We start from the raw sequence: 18,700 nt of genomic DNA, 5'->3' as shown, positions 1-18,700 counted from the left end.
CCACCCTGACCCGAAGCGACAAAAGTGTCCAGACCGAACAAAATGATCTGAACGGGAAGTTAACGACGTCGGTGCCTACTTGAAGTCGTTCTCCGGCCCGGCGTCCATGGTCACGGTTCCGTCGGCAGCAAGCACCGGACGGCGCTCGGACCCGGACGCCGAGTACTGCTCGACGGCGTCGACGGTGACGTCGGCGCCGTCGACGCGGATGACACCGGGGACGCAGCTGAAGACGAAGTCGTCGTCGTCGGCGTTGGCCGCGTCGATGCGCACCGTCGTGCCGCGGCCGTTGTCGATCGCCATCGACACCCGGTAGCGGCGGAACGACCCCTCGCCGTTCGACTGCGCCGAGTACGCGACCGGCGTGATCGCGACGATGCCGGGGTGCGGGCGGATCTCGATGCGCTCCTGCACGACGGCCGGTGCGGCCGCTGCCTGCGCCGCCCGCTCCGCCCGCAGCGCCGCCAGCCTGGCCTCGCGTTCGGCGGCCTCGCGGGCTTCGCGCGCCTTGCGATCCTTGCGTGACTCGCCGGGCAGCTTGACGCGATCCGGCGGCGGCGGCAGGTCGTCCTCGTCGTCGTCCTCGCGGCGACCGACGTCGCCGAGATGCCGCACGGCCCCGTCGGACGAGGTCAGGCTGAACGACTCGTCCTCGTCGGTTCCGAACGTCGCGACCGTCTCGCTGTGACCGTCGGCGTAGTGGATCAGGGCGAACACGTCGTAGTCGGTGTCGGGCGGCCACTCGATCGAGGCGACGATCAGGTCGGACTTCTCGATCGACACCCGCTGGCCCTTGACCATGTCGATGCGCCCGGTGCGCTTGCCCAGATCGAGCGTCCCCGCCGGGGCCGCAGCCGACGGAGTGGGCGGCGCCGACGGAGGGGGCGGCGCCGCGGGAGCGTCCGCCGGAGGCTCGCCGTCCACGTTCACCCCGAACTCGCGGACGAGGTCGGCGAGGCCACCGTCCCAGCCCGCGGACACGTTGCGCAGCTTCCACCCGTCACCGCGGCGGTACAGCTCGACCAGCGCGGCCGCCCGCTCGCTGGTGAGGTCGACCGCGGGCGCCTGCACGTCGGCCCCGCCGCCGACCCGGACCCCGAGGCCCGGCACGTCCCGGAGCGACCCGGGCACCCCGTCGTCGAGGGCGACGGCGACGACGAGTTCGGCCACGTCCGCCGGGACGGCGGCCGGATCGATCGTCACGGCGTCCCCGGACGTCAGCCGGACGGCACCCTCCGGGGACGTCGGCTGGTTGAAGAACACGAGGTCGGCGTCCGAGCGCACCGTGCGAGCGGCCGTGAGCTGCAGGACGAACAGGTCGACGGTGCCGGGAGCCGCGCCGGTCACGGACAGCTCGAGCACGGCGGTGGGAACGGCGGTGTTGCCGCCACGGTTCAGTTCGGTCACGCGCCTGAGTGTTCCAACCGTGACTGTGGCGAACACCGGCGTCCTCGCCGTCGCGCGGATAGTCTGGAGGACGTGCAGAAGCGGATCATGGGTATCGAGAACGAGTACGGCGTCACGTGCACGTTCCACGGCCAGCGCCGCCTGTCGCCCGACGAGGTGGCCCGCTACCTGTTCCGCCGCGTCGTGTCGTGGGGTCGCTCGTCGAACGTCTTCCTGAAGAACGGCGCCCGGCTGTACCTCGACGTGGGCAGCCACCCCGAGTACGCCACCCCCGAGTGCGACACGCTCGAGGGGCTCGTCGCGCACGACAAGGCGGGCGAGCGCGTGCTCGAGGGCCTCGTCGTCGACGCCGAGAAGCGGCTGCACGACGAGGGCATCGCCGGCGACATCTACCTGTTCAAGAACAACACCGACTCGGCCGGCAACTCCTACGGCTGTCACGAGAACTACCTGGTCGGACGGCACGGCGAGTTCAGCCGGCTGGCCGACGTGCTCATCCCGTTCCTCGTCACCCGGCAGTTGATCTGCGGCGCCGGCAAGGTGCTGCAGACCCCGCGCGGCGCGGTGTTCTGCGTCAGCCAGCGCGCCGAGCACATCTGGGAGGGCGTGTCGTCGGCGACCACGCGCAGCCGTCCGATCATCAACACCCGCGACGAGCCCCACGCCGACGCCGAGCGCTACCGGCGGCTGCACGTCATCGTCGGCGACTCGAACATGAACGAGTCGACGACGCTGCTCAAGCTCGGCTCGGCCGACCTGGTGCTGCGCATGATCGAGCACGGCGTGCCGTTCCCCGACCTCATGCTCGAGAACCCGATCCGCGCGATCCGCGAGATCAGCCACGACCTCACCGGTACCCGTCCGGTGCGGCTGGCGGCCGGACGGGGCGCGTCCGCCCTGCAGATCCAGCGGGAGTACTACTCGCGCGCCGTCGACTTCGTCGCGCGTACCGGCGAGGACGCGTCGTCCAAGCGGGTGCTCGAGCTGTGGGGACGCGCGCTGGACGCGGTCGAGACGCAGGACCTGTCGCTGATCGACCGCGAGATCGACTGGGCCACGAAGTACCAGCTCATCGAGCGCTACCGCGCCAAGCACGACCTGCCGCTGAGCTCCCCGCGCGTGGCGCAGCTCGACCTGGCGTACCACGACATCTCGCGCTCCCGCGGTCTGTACTACCTGCTGCAGCGCAAGGGCGCCGTCGAACGCGTCGTGAACGACCTGGCCATCTTCGAGGCCAAGAGCGTGCCGCCGCAGACGACCCGGGCGAAACTGCGTGGCGACTTCATCCGCCGGGCCCAGGAACGCCGCCGCGACTTCACCGTCGACTGGGTGCACCTGAAGCTGAACGACCAGGCGCAACGCACCGTGCTGTGCAAGGACCCGTTCCGCAGCGTCGACGAGCGGGTCGAGAAGCTGATCGCGTCCATGTGACGCCGCCCGGGGACCGCTCCCCGGTGACGCGCTCCCCGAGGCTGTCTAGGGTCGAATCCGTGCAACCCGACCCCGCGCAGACGATCGACGCGCTCGTCGGCCGCGTACGCGCGGCCATCGCCGGAGATGTCCCCGCCGCCCCCGAGGGGCCGGCCGTCGGCGAGGCCGCCGAGGGCATGGTGCGCGCCGAGATCGCCGACGACCGCCTCTCGTCCCTGCACCTGGACCCGAAGCTGCTGCGCCAGCCCCTGGACGACATCGCCGCGCACATCGTCACGGCCGTGAACGCAGCCCTGTCGCAACGACCCGGCCCACCCGACACGGGTCCGATGCTCGAGCAGCTGCGCGCCGCCCAGGAACAGTCCGTGGCCGACATGACCCGCATCACCCAGGCGTTCACCGACGCCCTCTCCCGGGCGGTGCCGAAGTGATCGGCACCCGGCGGGCGCAGAGGTCGGACGAGCGATGAGCGCCGGCGAGTTCACCGTCCGGCCCGACTCGTTCCCGCCGAGCGCGCAGGAATTGCGCACCGCCGCGCAGAATCTCGTGGCCGCGTGGCAGCCGGTGGCCCAGCAGACGCAGTCCGTCCGCTTCGGCGCGGGCTACGACATGGTCAGTCCGCTGGTCCAGGTCTCGCTGCAGGGTGCGCTGTCGCTCGTCGACTCGTGCGTGCAGTCGTCGGCCGAGGCGCTGGGCGAGTTCGCCGACGGTCTCGAGTCGATGGGCCGCATCTACGACAGCGTCGAGCAGGACACCACCGCCCTCATGACGGCCGAGTGAGAGGAGCACGACCGTGGGCATGACCCTTCCCGGTGAGGTCGAGCGGGTGCTCAACGACCTCGGGTTCGAATGGCCGCAGGTCGACGAGACCGACCTGTTCTCGGCCGGTTCGGCGTGGCTCGGGTTCGCGGGCCAGCTCGGCGGCGTGCAGCAGCAGGCCGTCCAGGCCGCCCAGCAGGTCGCCACGATCAACCAGGGGGAGGCGATCGACGCCTTCCGTGCCAAGTGGGAGGGCGACAACGCTCCTGCGAAGGTGCTCGGCGACGCCCAGCTCGGCGTGAACCTCGGCGGCGCGGCCATGCTGCTGTGCGCCGGTGTGGTCCTGACCCTGAAGATCTGCACGATCGTCAACATCACGATCCTCATCGTCGAGATAGCGCAGGCGATCGCCACCGCCGTGCCCACCTTCGGCGCCTCCCTCGCCGAGATCCCGGTCTTCAAGGAGATCACCAGCCGCATCGTCCAGGCCCTGATCAACGAGGCCGTCATGGCCGTGCTGGGCTGAGCGCGATGGCCACCGGAGGAAGGGTCGCGGCCAAAGAGGCCGAACACGTCATCGCCAAGGCGGTCGAGAAGGCCGGGGTGCGCGACGCCGAGAAGATCGCCGTCAAGGACGCCGAGAAGACGACGTTCAAGCGGTCCGGCAAGCGCCTGTCGGTCAAGGAGGATCCGTACCAGCGCCCGAGCGGCTACCGCGCCGGCGTCCGCGACCGGGTCTGGAACAACGCGAAGGACACGCGCGGGCACGTCCGCGACCCGCAGACCGGTCGCTACATGAGCAAGGACAAGCCCTGGGACATGGGCCACCGCGACGGCTACGAGTTCCGCAAGCACCGCGAGGCCGCGCAGCAGGACGGGCGCCCCCGCGAGCAGTTCCTCGACGAGCACAACGACCCGGGCCACTACCGTCCCGAGCTACCGTCGTCGAATCGCAATCACCGCAGCGAGGACCACACCGGTGCGTACCTCGGCAACTGACCTGCAGAAGGAGACCTGACGTGCCCAGTGCCGCCATGAAGGCGATCTTCCAGCGGGCCTGGGACACGCTCGGCGGCGAGCCGAAGGTGATCGGGCACCAGCGCGACGACGGGCCCGGCGAGATCGACGTCCTCTACTGCGCGGACGTCCCGACCACGGGCGTGACGAGCTACGCCACGATCGGCATGTACGCCGGCGACAGCGGATTCACGACCGAGGACGACGTGCCGCTGCGGGTCGAGCTGCTCGGCCTGTGCGGCAGCAGCGTCACCGAGTTCCCCAACATGCTCGCGTCGTGCGCGTTCAACGTGCTGTCGGGGGAGTACTCCGTCGAACCCGGGCTGATCTATCCCGACGTCGTCGGGCAGTACCGTCCGGACGCCACCATGCGCCACATGCTGCTGGTCCCGGTCTTCGCGTGGGACCCGCCGGCCAACCTCGCCGTCGACGGCCTGGTCGTCACGTGGCTGCAGGCGGTGCCGGTGTCGCAGTCCGAGGCCGCGCACGCCCGCGCCCACGGCGTCGAGTCGCTCGAGACCTTGCTCGAGCAGGCCGACGCCGACGTCGCGGACATCGATCGCGAACCCGTGGTCTGAACCCGCTGGCCCCCGACGCCCTGTGTCCGGGACAATCGAACGTATGGGGTCGCAGTCGCCGTCGCACACGGCTCAGGGGGTGTCGCGACGGCGGGGCGGCACGACAGGGCTTACGTTCGAGGACATGGCAGCCCGGCGCGCGGAACGACTCGTCAACCTGGTCATCTGCCTGCTCTCGACCCGGCAGTTCCTCGGCGCCGAGCGCATCCGCCACGCGGTGCCCGGGTACGAGCCCGCCGACGGCACGGCGGCGACCGACGAGGCGTTCAAGCGCATGTTCGAGCGCGACAAGGCCGAGTTGCGCGAGCTGGGCATCCCGCTCGAGACCGGCCGCAACAGCCACTTCGACAGCGAGGACGGTTACCGCATCCGGCGCGGTGAGTACGAGCTGCCGCCCATCGAGTTCGACGCCGACGAGGCCGCCGCCGTCGGCCTCGCCGCCCGGCTGTGGCAGTCGGCCACGCTCGGCGAGCCCGCCCGGCAGGCGCTGATCAAGCTGCGCGCCGCCGGCAGCGACGTGCACGCCGACGACGCGCCGGGCGCGCTGCCCCAGCTCGACGCCAGCGACCCGAGCCTCCCGGCGTTGCTCGACGCCGCCCGCACGTCCACGGTCGTGCGGTTCGAGCACGTGAAGGCCGGGTCGGACGAACCGATGGTGCGCACCGTCGAACCGTGGGGCGTGCTGTCGTGGCGGCGCCGCTGGTACGTCGCCGGCCTCGATCGCGACCGCGGTGAGCCGCGCAGCTTCCGGCTGTCGCGCATCACCGGGCCCGTGCGCACGGTCGGCGGGCCCGGCGCGTTCGAGCGGCCGCGGGACGTCGACCTCGTCGCCATGGTCGCGGACGTCTCCTGGGACGACCGCACCGCGCGGGTCCGCGTCGCCGGACGGGGTGCGGGGGAGTTGCGGCGTCTCGCCCAGACGGCCGAGCCGGTGCCCGACGACGACGGCGCGTCCGTGCTGTCGATCAACTACAGCGACACCGACTGGCTGGCCCGCACCGTCGCCGCCGCCGGGTCGGCCGCGCGGGTGCTCGACCCTCCCGACCTGGTCGCCGCCGTGGTCGAGCGGTTGTCCGCCGCCCGCGGTGTGCCGGTCGGGGGGCGGGCCTGATGGCGGCGCGCCGGGCCGCGCGCCCAACGAACCCGACGAACGAGGCGCGACTGCCGCGTCTGCTCGCGCTCGTGCCCTACCTGCAGGCCCGGCCGGGCATCGGCGTCGAGCAGGCGGCCGCCGACTTCGGCGTCACTGCCGAGCAGCTGCGCAAGGACCTCACCCTGCTGTGGATGTGCGGTCTGCCCGGGCACGGTCCCGGCGAGTTGATCGACCTGTCGTTCGAGGGCGAGTCGGTGTCCGTGGTGTTCGACGCCGGCATGTCCCGTCCACTGCGGCTCACCACCGAGGAAGCGCTCGCGCTGGTGGTCGCGCTCCGCACCCTCGCCGAGACCCCCGGCCTCGCCGACTCGGACGCGGTCCAGCGGGCCCTGGCCAAGGTCGAGTCCGCGGCGGGCGGTGCCGTCCCCGACGAGACCGTGGCCGTCGCGATCGAGCGCAGCGAGCACTACCGCGCCGTGCTCCAGCGGGCCGTCGACGAGCGGCGGGCGCTGCGGCTGAGCTACTACTCGGCCTCCCGCGACGAGCGTTCCGAGCGCGTCGTCGACCCCATCCGCCTCGTCACGTCCGACGGGCAGACCTACCTGGACGCGTGGTGCCGCCGTGCCGAGGGGCTGCGCATGTTCCGCCTCGACCGCATCGACGACGTGCAGCTGCTGGACGAGCCGTCCGCGGTGCCCGAGTCGGTCGAGCCGCGCGATCTGGACGAGGGCGTCTACCAGCCGTCGCCCGAGCACCTACTCGTCGACCTGCGTCTCGGTGCCGCCTACGCCTGGGTCGCCGACTACTACGCGATCGAGGACGCGCGGCCCGACACCGAGAATGGCGACAGCGACGCGACCGTCATCAGCCTGCGGGTCTCCGACCCGGCGTGGGTGCGGGCCCTGGTGCTCGGCTCGGCCGGACAGGTCGAGGTCCTGGCCCCCGGGTGGCTGGCCGACGACGTCCGCGCCGAGGCGTCCCGGGCGCTCGCCGCCTACCAGCCCACCTGAGCCGCACCCAGCACATCCGCACCCGGCACACCCGCACCCAGCACATTCGCACCCAGCACATCCGCAGCCGGGGAATCCGCGGGCCCACCGGAGCTCGAAGTACAGTCTGGGCATGGCCTGGCTCCCGATCGCGGCGTGGATCGCAGCAGTGGTGCTGGGCGCGCTCGTGATCGGTTTCTGCGCCTACGAGTTGCTGTGGAAGGTGAAGCGGTTGCAGCGCGACGTCCGGCGGCTCACCGAACTCACCGCCGAGCTGCAGACCGTCCAGGTCGCGCTCGTCCACGGCCTGACGGACGCCAAGCAGCGGCTGGCCGAGGCCCGCGTCGCGGGGGGCACCGCCGCGCCCGAGGGGACGGCCTGAGACCGTGGCCCGCCGGCAGAAGGACGCCGAACTCGTCCGCGCCCGCGACGTCCGGGACGACCCGCGGGAGGGCGGCCGCCGCCGCAGGGCCAAGCGGGCCAAGCCGCCGAAGACCGACGACGGGCGCATGGCCGTCATGGACCACCTGCGTGAGCTGCGCCGGCGCCTGATCGCCATCGTGGTGATCGTCGCCGCGGGTGCGGTGGCCGGCTGGTTCCTCTACCCGCACGTGCTGGACCTGCTCAAGGAGCCGTACTGCCAGATTCCCGGCAAGTACCGCGCCTCGAACACCGCGGACGACAACAGCTGTGTGCTCGTCTACCGCAGCGTCCTCGGCGGTTTCACCACCCGCCTCAAGGTCGCGGTGATCACCGGCGCGGTGCTGACCGGGCCGCTGTGGCTGTACCAGATCTGGGCGTTCATCACGCCCGGTCTGCGCCGCAACGAGCGCAAGTACACGCTGTGGTTCGTCGCGCTGTCGACGATCCTGTTCGCCGCCGGCATGACGCTGGCCTACCTGATCCTGCCGAAGGCGCTCGACGTCCTCATCATCGGCGCGGGTGACGGCACCGCCGCCCAGCTCGACGTCGGTGAGTACATCTCGTTCGTCACCACCCTGCTGGTGATGTTCGGGGCGTCGTTCGAGGTGCCGTTGCTCGTCGTCATGGCGAATCTCGCCGGGGTGCTCAAGGCCTCGTGGCTGAAGAAGTCGCAGCGCGTCGCGATCTTCCTGATCTTCGTCTTCGCGGGCGTCGCCACTCCCACCGCCGACCCGTTCACGATGTGTGCGATGGCGATACCGATGGTCGTCCTGTTCGAGCTGTCGGTGCTGTTCGCCCACGTGCACGACAAACGCAAGGCCGAACGCAAGGCGGCCGAGCGCGAGGAGTTCCTGGCCCACCACCCCGACGACGACGTGCCCTCGCAGATCGATCCGATCCCCCGTGGCCTCGACGACGACCGGCGCGACACACCGCGGCGCCAGGGCGGGTCGCGCGACACGCTCTCCGACATCACCTGACCCGCCCGGGTGGCGGACGGCTCCTACGCTGGGGGTGTGTCCTCGCCCAGTGAGCGGTACGCCGCCGCCCGGCGGCGGCAGTCGCGTCCGGTGCTCGCCGAGTTCCGGGCCGGGTACTCCTTCGAGCTCGACCCGTTCCAGGTCGAGTCCTGCGAGGCGCTCGAGGACGGCTACTCGGTGCTGGTGTGCGCGCCGACCGGCGCCGGCAAGACGGTCGTCGGCGAGTTCGCGGTGCACCTCGCGCTGGCGGCCGGGCAGAAGTGCTTCTACACGACACCGATCAAGGCGCTGTCGAACCAGAAGTACCACGACCTCGTCGACCGCTACGGCGAGGCGCAGGTCGGGCTGCTGACCGGCGACACCGCCCTCAACGCGCACGCTCCCGTGGTCGTCATGACCACCGAGGTGCTGCGCAACATGCTCTACGTCGGCAGCGACGCGCTGACCGGTCTCGGCTACGTCGTGATGGACGAGGTGCACTACCTCGGCGACAGGTTCCGCGGCGCGGTCTGGGAGGAAGTGATCATCCACCTCCCCGCCGCGGTGCGGTTGATCTCGCTGTCCGCGACGGTGTCGAACGCCGAGGAGTTCGGCGAGTGGCTGGTCACCGTCCGCGGCGAGACCCGGGTCGTCGTGCACGAGGAACGCCCGGTGCCGCTGTGGCAGCACGTGCTCGTCGGCTCGCGGATGTTCGACCTGTTCGGCGGCGACGGCGCCACCATCGACCCCGCCCTGCTGCGGCACGTCGCCGACCGGTCGCGGTTCGTCGACCCCGTCCCCACCCGGCGGGGCCGCGACCATCGTGGCGGCGATCGGCACCGGTCGCGTCCGCGGGGCTGGCGTCCGCCCGATCGTCCGGCCGTCATCGCCCGCCTCGATCGCGAGGGACTGCTGCCGGCGATCACGTTCATCTTCAGTCGCGCCGGCTGCGACGCGGCGGCGTCGCAGTGCGTGGCCGCGGGCATGTGGCTCACCGACGAGAGCGAACGCGCCGAGATCGACGAGGTCATCGACGAGTTGACCTCGGGGGTGCCGCCCGAGGACCTCGACGTGCTCGGGTTCTGGGAGTGGCGCGACGCGCTGCGCCGGGGCGTGGCCGCCCACCACGCGGGCCTGATCCCCGCGTTCAAGGCCACCGTCGAGGAGCTGTTCGTCCGCGGGCTGGTGCGCGCGGTCTTCGCCACCGAGACCCTGGCGCTCGGCATCAACATGCCCGCCCGCACCGTCGTGCTCGAGCGGCTGACCAAGTTCAACGGCGAGTCGCACGCCGACGTCACCCCGGGCGAGTACACACAGCTCACCGGGCGGGCGGGCCGGCGCGGCATCGACGTCGAGGGCCACGCCGTCGTGCTCTGGGCGCCCGAGGTCGACCCGCAGCGGGTGGCGGGACTGGCGTCCACCCGCACGTACCCGCTGCGCTCGTCGTTCCGGCCCTCGTACAACATGGCCGTCAACCTCGTCGACCAGATGGGGCGCCCCGCCGCGCGCAACCTGCTCGAGGCGTCGTTCGCGCAGTTCCAGGCCGACCGGGGCGTGGCGGGGCTGCTCGCGCAGATCCGCCGCAACGACGAACAGGCACGCGAGTTCGAGAAGAACATGACCTGCCACCTCGGCGACTTCGCCGAGTACGCCGAGCTGCGGCGGCAGCTGTCCGAACGCGAGGCGACGCTCGCGCGTGAGGGGGCGTCGCAGCGGCGGGCGGCGGTGGTGATGTCGATGGAGTCGCTGCGCCGCGGCGACGTGGTGCGGGTGCCGCGCGGCAAGCGCTCGGGGCTCGCGGTCGTCCTCGACGCCGGCGTGGGCATCGGCAGCGAGCACGACGACCCCCGTCCGCTCGTCGTCACCGAGCAGCGGTGGTCGGGCCGGCTGTCGTCCGCCGACTTCCCCGATCCGGTCGACGTGCTCGGCACCGTCCGGGTGCCCAAGCACCTGAACCACCGGTCGCCACAGGAACGGCGCGACCTGTCGTCCAGCATCCGCGCGCTCGACATCCCGCCGCCCGAGGGCCGTCCCGGCCGCGGGCGCGGCAGCGGCGCCGACGACGACGCCGACGTGCTCGCGCTGCGGCGAGCCCTGCGCGCGCACCCGTGCCACCAGTGCACCGACCGCGAGCAGCACGCGCGGTGGGGCGAGCGGTACACCCGCATCTCCCGCGAGAACGAGAAGTTGCGCGGCCGTATCGACGGGCGGACGGGGTCGCTGGGCCGCGCGTTCGACCGCATCGCCGAGCTGCTGACCGACCGCGGTTACCTGCACGAGGAGACGGCGACGCCGGCCGGACGCAAGCTCGCCCGGTTGTGGTCCGAGTCGGACCTGCTCGCCGCCGAGTGCCTGCGGGCCGGCTCGTGGGACGGTCTGGACGCCGCCGAACTGGCGGCCGTCGTGTCGACGCTGGTGTACGAACCGCGCCGCGACGAGGTGCTCGTCGACCGGTTCCCCACCACGGCCGTCCGCGACGCGGTGTCGCGGACGGAGCGCGTCTGGGGCGCTCTCGCCGACGACGAGGCGCAGCGGCAGCTGCCGGCCAGCCGCGAACCGCAGCTCGGGTTCGTGTGGGCGATGTACCGCTGGGCGCGCCAGGAGCGGCTCGACAAGGTCCTGGACGCTGCCTCGCAGCGCGGCAGCGAGCTGTCGGCGGGCGACTTCATCCGCTGGTGCAAGCAGGTGCTCGACCTGCTGGACCAGCTCGCGCAGACGGCGGACGGGTCCGTGCGTGCCACCGCGCGCGCCGCCGCGACCGCGGTTCGGCACGGCGTGGTCGCACAGAGCATGCAGCCCTGACGGCGAGCCACGGCGCCGTGCGGGCCGTGGTGCCGTGTTGGTCATGACGGCGCCGAGCCCAGGCAGTAGCGTGAGCGCGACTTCGCCAGCCCGTCCCGGGGACCCGACGAAAAGGTGCGTTCCATGACCGACCAGAGCAACCAGGGCGGCAACCCCTCCGGTGGGCAGCAGTGGCCGCCGCCGGGTGAGCACGGCAGCAGCCCCGCCTCGTCGGACATCAACCAGGGCGGTTCGGGCGCTGCGGACGACGACCGCGGCACGGTCAGCTTCGACCGGTCGCAGCTGCCCGGCAGCTCGCCGTCGCCGGGCGGCCAGTACGGCCAGCAGGGTGCGTACGGCCAGCAGGGTGCGCACGACCAGCAGGGCGGGTACGGGCAGCCCGGGTACGGCCAGCAGGGCGGGTACGGCCAGCAGGATCCCTACGGGCAGGGTGGGTACGGCCAGCCGCAGTCGAGCCCCAGCCCGCAACCGGGCCACGGCCAGCAGGATCCCTACGGGCAGCAGGGCGGGTACGGCCAGCCGCAGTCGAGCCCCAGCCCGCAGCCGGGCTACGGGCAGCAGGGCGGGTACGGCCAGGGCGGGTACGCGCAGCCGCAGTCGAGCCCCAGCCCGCAGCCGGGCTACGGCCAGCAGGGCGGGTACGGCCAGGCCGACCAGGGCACGCAGGCGTTCGGCGCCCAGCCGTCCGGCCAGGGCACGTACTCCTTCGACAAGCAGGACCAGGGCGGGTACGGCACCGCGACCTACGGCCAGCAGGGCGGGTACGGCCAGCAGGGCGGGTACGGGCAGGGCGGTTACGGCCAGCAGGGCGGGTACGGCCAGCCCGGGTACGGCCAGCAGGGCCAGTACGGTGCCGGCGCGCCGGGGCAGCCCTTCGGCGGCCCGGCACAGCCGAAGAAGAGCAACAAGGGTCTGTTCGTCACGCTCGGCGCCGTCGTGGCCGTGCTCGCCATCGCCGCGGTGCTGGTGTTCGTCGTGTTCCCGGCGCAGCTGGGCCTCGCCGACAAGAAGCTGAGCCACACGGCGGTCGAGAAGTACATCGGCGACCGGCTGAAGGTCAGCGACGTGAAGTGCAACGACGGCCAGGACTTCGAGATGAAGAAGAACGGCGACACCTTCACCTGCACCGCGAGTGGCGGCCAGACCTTCACCGTCACCGTCACCGACAAGAGCGACGGCAAGTACACCGTCCGCTGACCGGGCCGGGCGCCGCCGCGGGTCAGGACAACGCGGCGGCGACGGCCTTGCGCATGCGCTCGACCGGCGCCTGGATGCCGAGTTCGTCCGCCAGCGCCACGAGCCGGTCGGTGTCGCGAGGCTCGGCCGGCAGGTCGTCGGCGACGTCGTCGACCGGGGCGTCGGTGCGCCCACGGACGGCGGCCGGGGCGACGGCGAGGTAGTCGAGCGCGTTGCGCACCTTCGCGGCCGCGCCGGCCGGGAACCCGGTGTCGCCCTCCCGCGCGGCGGCGACGATGTCCTCGATCCGTCCGAAGCGGCTGACGAGCGCGGCCGCGGTCTTCTCGCCCACGCCCGGCACGCCCGGCAGTCCGTCGCTGGGGTCGCCGCGCAACACGGCGAAGTCGGCGTAGTTCTCGGCCGGGATGCCGTACTTGGCCAGCACTTCGTCCGGGCCGAGGACCTCCATCTTCGCCAGGCCGCGCCCGGTGTACAGGACGGTGACCCGCGGCGTGGCCAGCGCGATGAGGTCGCGATCGCCCGTGACGACCTCGACGGTGTCGGTGTCGCGTTCGGCGAGGGTGGCGATCACGTCGTCGGCCTCGAAGCCCTCCGCGCCCGCGCACGCCAGGCCGAGCGCCGTGAGCACCTCGAGCAGCAGCGGCACCTGCGGGCCGAGCGTGTCGGGCACCTCCTCGCCGCCGTCCTTCGCGACCCGGTGCGCCTTGTAGCTGGGGATGAGTTCGACCCGGAAGGCCGGGCGCCAGTCGAGGTCCAGGCAGGCGACCCACCGGGTGGGCCGGCGCTTCTCGATCAGCGACGCGGCCATGTCGAGGAACCCGCGGATCGCGTTGACGGGTCGGCCGTCGGGAGAGCGGACGGTGTCGGGTACCGCGTAGTAGGCGCGGAAGTACAGCCCGGCGGCGTCGACCAGCATCAGCGACATGGCCGCCACCCTAGGCGGTGCGTCAGGCGGGCGGAGCCGTGCTGCTGCGCACGACGAGTTCCGTGTCGAGCACGACCGCGGGCGCGGCGGCCGCCTCGGCCGACCCGCCGATGACCTCGAGCAGGCGGGTGGTGACGTCCTGCGCCTGCGCGGTCACCGGCTGGCGCACGGTGGTCAGCTTCATCAGCTCGGACATCGGCTGGTCGTCGAACCCGACGACCGACACCTGCTCGGGGACCTTCACGCCGGCGTCGTACAGGGCCCGTTGCGCGCCGTAGGCCATCTCGTCGCTCTCGGCGAAGATCGCGGTGGGCGGGTCGGGCAGCGCCATGAGGTGCTGCGCAGCCTCGACGCCGCCGGCGACGGTGAAGTACCCGAGCACCTCGAGGGCGGGGTCGGGTTCGACGCCTACCGCCGCGAGCGCCTGGTGGTAGCCGGTGCGGCGGTGCAGCGGCGGCGTGAACCGCATCGGGTCGTCGGTGTCGCCGCCGATGAGCGCGATGCGCCGGTGCCCGAGCGCGGTGAGGTGGTCGACGGCGAGGCGCGCCGCGGCGATGTCGTCGATGGCGGCCGACATCGTGCCGGGTCGCTCGATGCCGAGCAGGGCGAGCGGTTGGCCGAGGTCGTCGAGGGCGGCGAACTCGTCGTCCTCGAGCACGATGCTGGCGACGACCACACCGTCGACCCGCTTGCGCAGGGGCATGACCTCGAAGAACCGGGTGCGGCCGTCCGGGTCGCCGAGGTTGTAGAGCAACAGGTCGAAGTTGTGCCGGCGCAGCGTGGTCTCGACGGTGGCGATGACCTCGCTGAAGAACCACCGGTTCACGAACGGGACGACGAGGCCCACGGTGGCGGTGCGCCCGCTCGCCAGTCGCGCGGCGAAGGGGGACGCGACGTAGTCGAGCTCGGCGGCGGCGGCCAGCACCCGGTCGCGGGTCGCCGAGGCGACGTCGGGCAGGCCCCGCAGTGCGCGCGAGACGGTGGCGATGGAGACCCCGGCACGGCGCGCGACGTCCTCGATGCTCGCGACCATCGGCAGCTCCTGTCGTCCGGCTCGTGTCGGCGCTCGGTGTAAACGCTACCGCCGCCGTCCTCACGGGGCTCGCCGGGACGCGCGGGCGACCCCCTCCGACGGCCGCGGGACACTGGGTCCGTGACCCGTCCCGCCCCGGCCGACCGTCCGCTCCTGCTGAAGGGAGGACGGGTGCGCACCCCTTCCGGCGGCCCGCCGGCGTCCGCCGTTCTCGTGGCGGACGGACACATCGCCTGGGTCGGCGACGACGATGCGGCCCCCGCCGCTGCCACGACCGTCTCACTTCACGGCGCACTGGTCACGCCGGCGTTCGTCGACGCGCACGTGCACACCACCGACACCGGCCTGGCGCGCACCGCCCTCGACCTGCGGGGGGCCCGCTCGCTGCGCGAGGCCCTCGACGCGGTGGAGCGCGCGGCACGGGCCTCCCGCGGACGTCCGGTGCTCGGCGGCGGCTGGAACGAGAGCACGTGGCCCGAGGGCCGTCCGCCGACCGCCGCGGAGCTCGACCGGGCGGCCTACGGCGGGCTGGTGTACCTCGCGCGTGTGGACATCCATTCGGCGGTGGCCTCGTCGTCGCTGCTCGCGGCCGTGCCCGGCGTCGCGGGGCTCGACGGCAACCGGGGCGACGGTTGGGTCGGCGAACCGGACGCCCACGACGCGGTGCGGCGCGCCGCGCTCGGCGCGGTCATGCCGGCACAACGCCGCGAGGCGCAGCGGGCGGCGCTGCGCCACGCCGCGTCGGTGGGCATCGCGAGCCTGCACGAGATGGCCGGGCCGGTCATCTCGAACGAGGCCGACCTGGCCGAGCTGCTCGAGCTCGCCGCGACCGAGGACGTGCCCGAGGTGATCGGGTACTGGGGTGAGCTCGGGGGTGTCGAGACCGCGCTGCGGCTCGGCGCGATCGGTGCCGCGGGCGACCTGTTCTGCGACGGCTCGCTCGGCTCGGGCACCGCCGCCCTGCACGAGCCCTTCGCCGACCGCCCCGGCACCGGCTGGGTGCGGTTCGAGGTCGGCGAACTCGCCGAGCACATCGCCGCGTGCGTGGCGGCCGGTCTGCAGGCGGGATTCCACGCCATCGGGGACGCCGCGGTCGACCAGGTTCTCGACGCCTTCGCGCTGGCCGGGCGGCGGCTGGGGCGCCGCGTCGGTCCGGGACACCGGGTCGAGCACGCCGAGGCCGTCCGCGACCCCGACCGCTTCGCGGCGAGCGGGCTGACCGCCTCGATGCAACCGGTCTTCGACGCGTTGTGGGGCGGCGAGCACGGCATGTACGCGCAACGGCTCGGCCCGCGCCGCGCGCTCGGCCTGAACCGGGTGGGCGACCTGCACCGTCGCGGGGTGCCGTTGGCGTTCGGCTCCGATTCGCCGGTCACCGAACTGGGGCCGTGGGCGGCCGTCCGTGCCGCCGCGACCCATCACGACCCGGGGGCGTCCATGTCGGTGGCGGCGGCGTTCGCCGCGCACACCGCCGGCGGCCGGGCCGCCGCGGGCCGGCCGGCCCACGACGTCGTCACCGTCGGCGCGCCCGCCGACCTCGCCGTCTGGGAGGGCGCGGGGGAGCTGCGCGACGGCCTGCCCGAGCTCGCCGATGCCGAGTTGCCGCGCTGCGTCCGGACGCTGCGCGCGGGCCGAACGGTCTTCGCCGCGGACCCCGACTGAGCGGCGCCCCGGTGTGGTCGACCGCGTCGCGGGCTGGGGACGGGATACTGGTGCGATGCGTCCCGTCCCCGCGCCCGTCCTGACCCGGCGCTGGGCCGCTCTGGTCGCCGTCGGCGGCGGGTTGCTGGGCGTGCTGGCCTTCCCGAGCTTCGGCGTCTGGCCGGCCGCCTTCGGCTCGGTGGCCGCGCTGTCGGTCGCGGTGTCCGGACACCGCTGCCGCACCGCGGCGTGGCTGGGATACGTGTACGGCCTCGCGTTCATGCTGCCGCTCGTGCACTGGACCGGCATCTACGTCGGGCCGGTGCCGTGGCTGCTGCTGTGCGCCGCGCTGGCCGGCTTCTTCGCCGTTCTCGGCGCGGTGCTGCCGTTGCTCGCCCGGCTGCCCGGCGCGCCGCTGTGGGCCGGCTCGGCGTGGGTGCTGCAGGAGTTCCTGCGCGACCGCATCCCGTTCGGGGGCTTCCCCTGGGGCCGCCTCGCCTTCAGCCAGGCGGAGTCGCCGCTGCGCTGGTTCGCGAGCTGGGGCGGCGCACCCCTGCTGAGCTTCGTCGTCGCCGTGGCGGGCGCGGCCCTCGCCCAGGCCGTCCTCGCCGTCAGCCGCCGCGACCGGTCCTGGGTGCGCGTCGCCGTCGTCGGGGTCGTCGTCGCCCTCGCCCTGCCGCTGCTCGGCTGGTTGGTGTCGTTCCCGGTCCGTCCGGGGGCCGACGCGGACGGCCGCACGCTGCGGATCGCGGTCATCCAGGGCGGCCTGCCCGACCGCGGCCTGCAGTTCCAGGACCGGGCGCGGCAGGTGCTCGACAACCACGTGCGCCAGACGCTGAAGCTCGCCGCGCGCATCGACGCCGGGCAGGTGCAGCGGCCCGACCTCGTGCTGTGGCCCGAGAACTCGTCCGACATCGACCCCTACCGTGACGCCGCCGCGCGCGCCGAGATCGACGGCGCGGTCAAGGCCGTCGGCGCGCCCGTGCTCGTCGGCGCGATCCTGCAGGGCCCGGGCACCGGCCACCGGCGCAACGCCGGCATCCTGTGGTCGCCCACGACCGGGCCGGGCGCGCGCTACGTCAAGCGCCACCCGGTGCCGTTCGCCGAGTACATCCCGCTGCGCCCGCTCGCCGAGGCCGTGAGCAGCGACGCGAAGAACGTCACCGACATGGTCGCGGGCGGTGGCAACGGGCTGCTCACCGGCGGGCCGGTGCCGCTCGGCGACGTCATCTGCTTCGAGGTCGCCTACGACGGGCTGGTGCGCTCGTCCGTGGCGGCGGGCGCGCAACTGCTGATCGTGCAGACGAACAACGCCACGTTCGGGCGCACGGACGAGACCTACCAGCAACTCGCGATGAGCCAGCTGCGGGCCGTGGAGAACGGACGGGCGACGGTGCAGGTGTCGACGACGGGGGAGTCGGCGGTGATCGGCCCGGACGGCCGCATCCGCGAGCGCTCGGGCGAGTTGTTCACGCCCGACATCCTGATCGCCACGGTGCCGGTGCGGACCGCGCTGACGCCCGCCACGCGTGTCGGCGCGTGGCCCGAGTACCTGCTCACCCTCCTCGCGCTGGGCGGTGCCGCCGGCGTCGTCGTCGCCGGGCGCCGACGCCGGGTGGACCCGCCGAACACCCCCGCCGCCGAACCCGAGATGGTGAAGGTATGAGCAGCGACCCCAGGCCCGGCCGCGTCCTCGTGGTCATCCCGACGTACGACGAGAAGGACAACATCGGCCCGATCGTCGGACGGGTCCGTGCGGCCGTCCCCGACGCCGACGTGCTCGTCGTCGACGACAACAGCCCCGACGGCACCGGCAAGCTCGCCGACGCGATCGCCGACCAGGACGCCTCGGTCCACGTGCTGCACCGCGAGGGCAAGCAGGGTCTGGGCGCCGCCTACATCGCCGGCTTCGCCTGGGGTCTCGAGGCCGATTACGGCGTGCTCGTCGAGATGGACGCCGACGGCTCCCACGCCCCCGAACAGCTGCCGCGGTTGCTCGCGGCCCTCACCGACGCCGACCTCGTGCTCGGGTCGCGGTGGGTGCCGGGGGGAGCCGTCGTCAACTGGCCCGCGACCCGCAAGCTCATCTCCCGTGGCGGCAGCCTCTACTCGCGGCTCGCGCTCGGGCTGAGCATCCGCGACGTCACGGGTGGGTACCGCGCCTTCCGCCGCGAGGTCCTCGAACGCATCGACTACGCGCACGTCGCGTCCCAGGGCTACTGCTTCCAGATCGATCTCGCCGTGCGCACGCTGCGCGCCGGCTTCAGGGTGGTCGAGGTCCCGATCACCTTCGTCGAGCGCGAACTGGGCGAGTCGAAGATGAGCCAGGACATCGTCAAGGAAGCACTGGTACGGGTGTCGCAGTGGGGTGTCGAACACCGCCGCGACCAACTGCGCCGCGCCGTGGCGCGCCGGAAGCGATGAGCGAGCCCGTCGTGTCGGTGCC

Annotated in this window: 18 protein-coding genes; 15 read left to right on the top strand and 3 right to left on the bottom strand. The window is 72.9% G+C overall.

The window, feature by feature from the left end:
- Positions 1–75: 75 nt before the first annotated feature.
- Positions 76–1,407 carry a TerD family protein gene (locus ACYVP9_RS07825; RefSeq protein WP_460604134.1) on the bottom strand — a complete coding sequence of 444 codons (1,332 nt, stop codon included), beginning with the start codon at positions 1,405–1,407 and terminating at the stop codon, positions 76–78.
- A 72-nt stretch (positions 1,408–1,479) separates the two neighbouring features.
- Between ACYVP9_RS07825 and pafA the strand changes: the two genes are divergently transcribed.
- The 12 genes from pafA (at position 1,480) to ACYVP9_RS07765 (ending at position 12,655) form a co-directional block, all read left to right on the top strand.
- Positions 1,480–2,838, top strand: coding sequence for a Pup--protein ligase (gene pafA / locus ACYVP9_RS07820; protein ID WP_460604133.1), 1,359 nt, complete (start codon positions 1,480–1,482; stop codon positions 2,836–2,838).
- 59 nt (positions 2,839–2,897) lie between these two features.
- The gene (locus tag ACYVP9_RS07815) at positions 2,898–3,269 is read left to right on the top strand and encodes a YbaB/EbfC family nucleoid-associated protein (RefSeq protein ID WP_460604132.1); all 372 of its coding nucleotides are present in this window, start codon (positions 2,898–2,900) and stop codon (positions 3,267–3,269) included.
- 34 nt (positions 3,270–3,303) lie between these two features.
- Complete coding sequence (locus ACYVP9_RS07810) at positions 3,304–3,618, top strand: hypothetical protein (RefSeq protein ID WP_460604131.1); 315 nt, start codon at positions 3,304–3,306, stop codon at positions 3,616–3,618.
- Between the two features lie 19 nt (positions 3,619–3,637).
- Complete coding sequence (locus ACYVP9_RS07805; RefSeq protein ID WP_460604130.1) at positions 3,638–4,123, top strand: WXG100-like domain-containing protein; 486 nt, start codon at positions 3,638–3,640, stop codon at positions 4,121–4,123.
- 5 nt (positions 4,124–4,128) lie between these two features.
- Positions 4,129–4,596 (top strand): HNH/ENDO VII family nuclease, encoded by a 468-nt coding sequence (locus ACYVP9_RS07800; protein WP_460604129.1) that lies wholly within the window; start codon positions 4,129–4,131, stop codon positions 4,594–4,596.
- A gap of 20 nt (positions 4,597–4,616) precedes the next feature.
- Positions 4,617–5,192, top strand: a complete 576-nt coding sequence (locus tag ACYVP9_RS07795) for a suppressor of fused domain protein (RefSeq protein ID WP_460604128.1) — start codon at positions 4,617–4,619, stop codon at positions 5,190–5,192.
- Positions 5,193–5,316: 124 nt separating this feature from the next.
- Entirely contained in the window at positions 5,317–6,303 is a 987-nt protein-coding gene (locus tag ACYVP9_RS07790) for a helix-turn-helix transcriptional regulator (RefSeq protein ID WP_460604127.1), read from the top strand.
- Positions 6,303–7,295 (top strand): helix-turn-helix transcriptional regulator, encoded by a 993-nt coding sequence (locus ACYVP9_RS07785; protein WP_460604126.1) that lies wholly within the window; start codon positions 6,303–6,305, stop codon positions 7,293–7,295. The genes ACYVP9_RS07790 and ACYVP9_RS07785 overlap by 1 nt, the downstream gene beginning before the upstream one ends.
- Before the next feature lie 112 nt (positions 7,296–7,407).
- A complete protein-coding gene (locus ACYVP9_RS07780) occupies positions 7,408–7,656 on the top strand; it encodes a hypothetical protein (protein ID WP_460604125.1) in 249 nt (82 codons plus the stop codon).
- Positions 7,657–7,660: 4 nt separating this feature from the next.
- Positions 7,661–8,677, top strand: a complete 1,017-nt coding sequence (gene tatC / locus ACYVP9_RS07775) for a twin-arginine translocase subunit TatC (protein WP_460604124.1) — start codon at positions 7,661–7,663, stop codon at positions 8,675–8,677.
- 36 nt (positions 8,678–8,713) lie between these two features.
- A complete protein-coding gene (locus ACYVP9_RS07770) occupies positions 8,714–11,458 on the top strand; it encodes a DEAD/DEAH box helicase (RefSeq protein WP_460604123.1) in 2,745 nt (914 codons plus the stop codon).
- Positions 11,459–11,581: 123 nt separating this feature from the next.
- Positions 11,582–12,655 (top strand): DUF4333 domain-containing protein, encoded by a 1,074-nt coding sequence (locus ACYVP9_RS07765; protein WP_460604122.1) that lies wholly within the window; start codon positions 11,582–11,584, stop codon positions 12,653–12,655.
- Positions 12,656–12,677: 22 nt separating this feature from the next.
- Here the strand turns inward: ACYVP9_RS07765 and ACYVP9_RS07760 are convergent, their stop codons facing one another.
- On the bottom strand, positions 12,678–13,580 hold the full coding sequence (locus ACYVP9_RS07760; protein WP_460604121.1) for a 5'-3' exonuclease: 903 nt from the start codon (positions 13,578–13,580) through the stop codon (positions 12,678–12,680).
- Between the two features lie 22 nt (positions 13,581–13,602).
- Entirely contained in the window at positions 13,603–14,613 is a 1,011-nt protein-coding gene (locus ACYVP9_RS07755) for a LacI family DNA-binding transcriptional regulator (protein WP_460604120.1), read from the bottom strand.
- A 120-nt stretch (positions 14,614–14,733) separates the two neighbouring features.
- On the opposite strand from ACYVP9_RS07755, the gene ACYVP9_RS07750 reads away from it, so the two are divergent.
- From ACYVP9_RS07750 to ACYVP9_RS07740, 3 genes are read left to right on the top strand one after another with little or no spacing between them, the layout of a single operon-like run.
- Entirely contained in the window at positions 14,734–16,275 is a 1,542-nt protein-coding gene (locus ACYVP9_RS07750; RefSeq protein WP_460604119.1) for an amidohydrolase, read from the top strand.
- Positions 16,276–16,330: 55 nt separating this feature from the next.
- Complete coding sequence (gene lnt, locus ACYVP9_RS07745) at positions 16,331–17,920, top strand: apolipoprotein N-acyltransferase (protein ID WP_460604118.1); 1,590 nt, start codon at positions 16,331–16,333, stop codon at positions 17,918–17,920.
- On the top strand, positions 17,917–18,678 hold the full coding sequence (locus tag ACYVP9_RS07740; RefSeq protein ID WP_460604117.1) for a polyprenol monophosphomannose synthase: 762 nt from the start codon (positions 17,917–17,919) through the stop codon (positions 18,676–18,678). The genes lnt and ACYVP9_RS07740 overlap by 4 nt, the downstream gene beginning before the upstream one ends.
- Positions 18,679–18,700 lie beyond the last annotated feature (22 nt).

It is taken from the genome of Jatrophihabitans fulvus (assembly GCF_054781375.1).
This window is presented reverse-complemented; position numbering and strand designations above follow the sequence as displayed.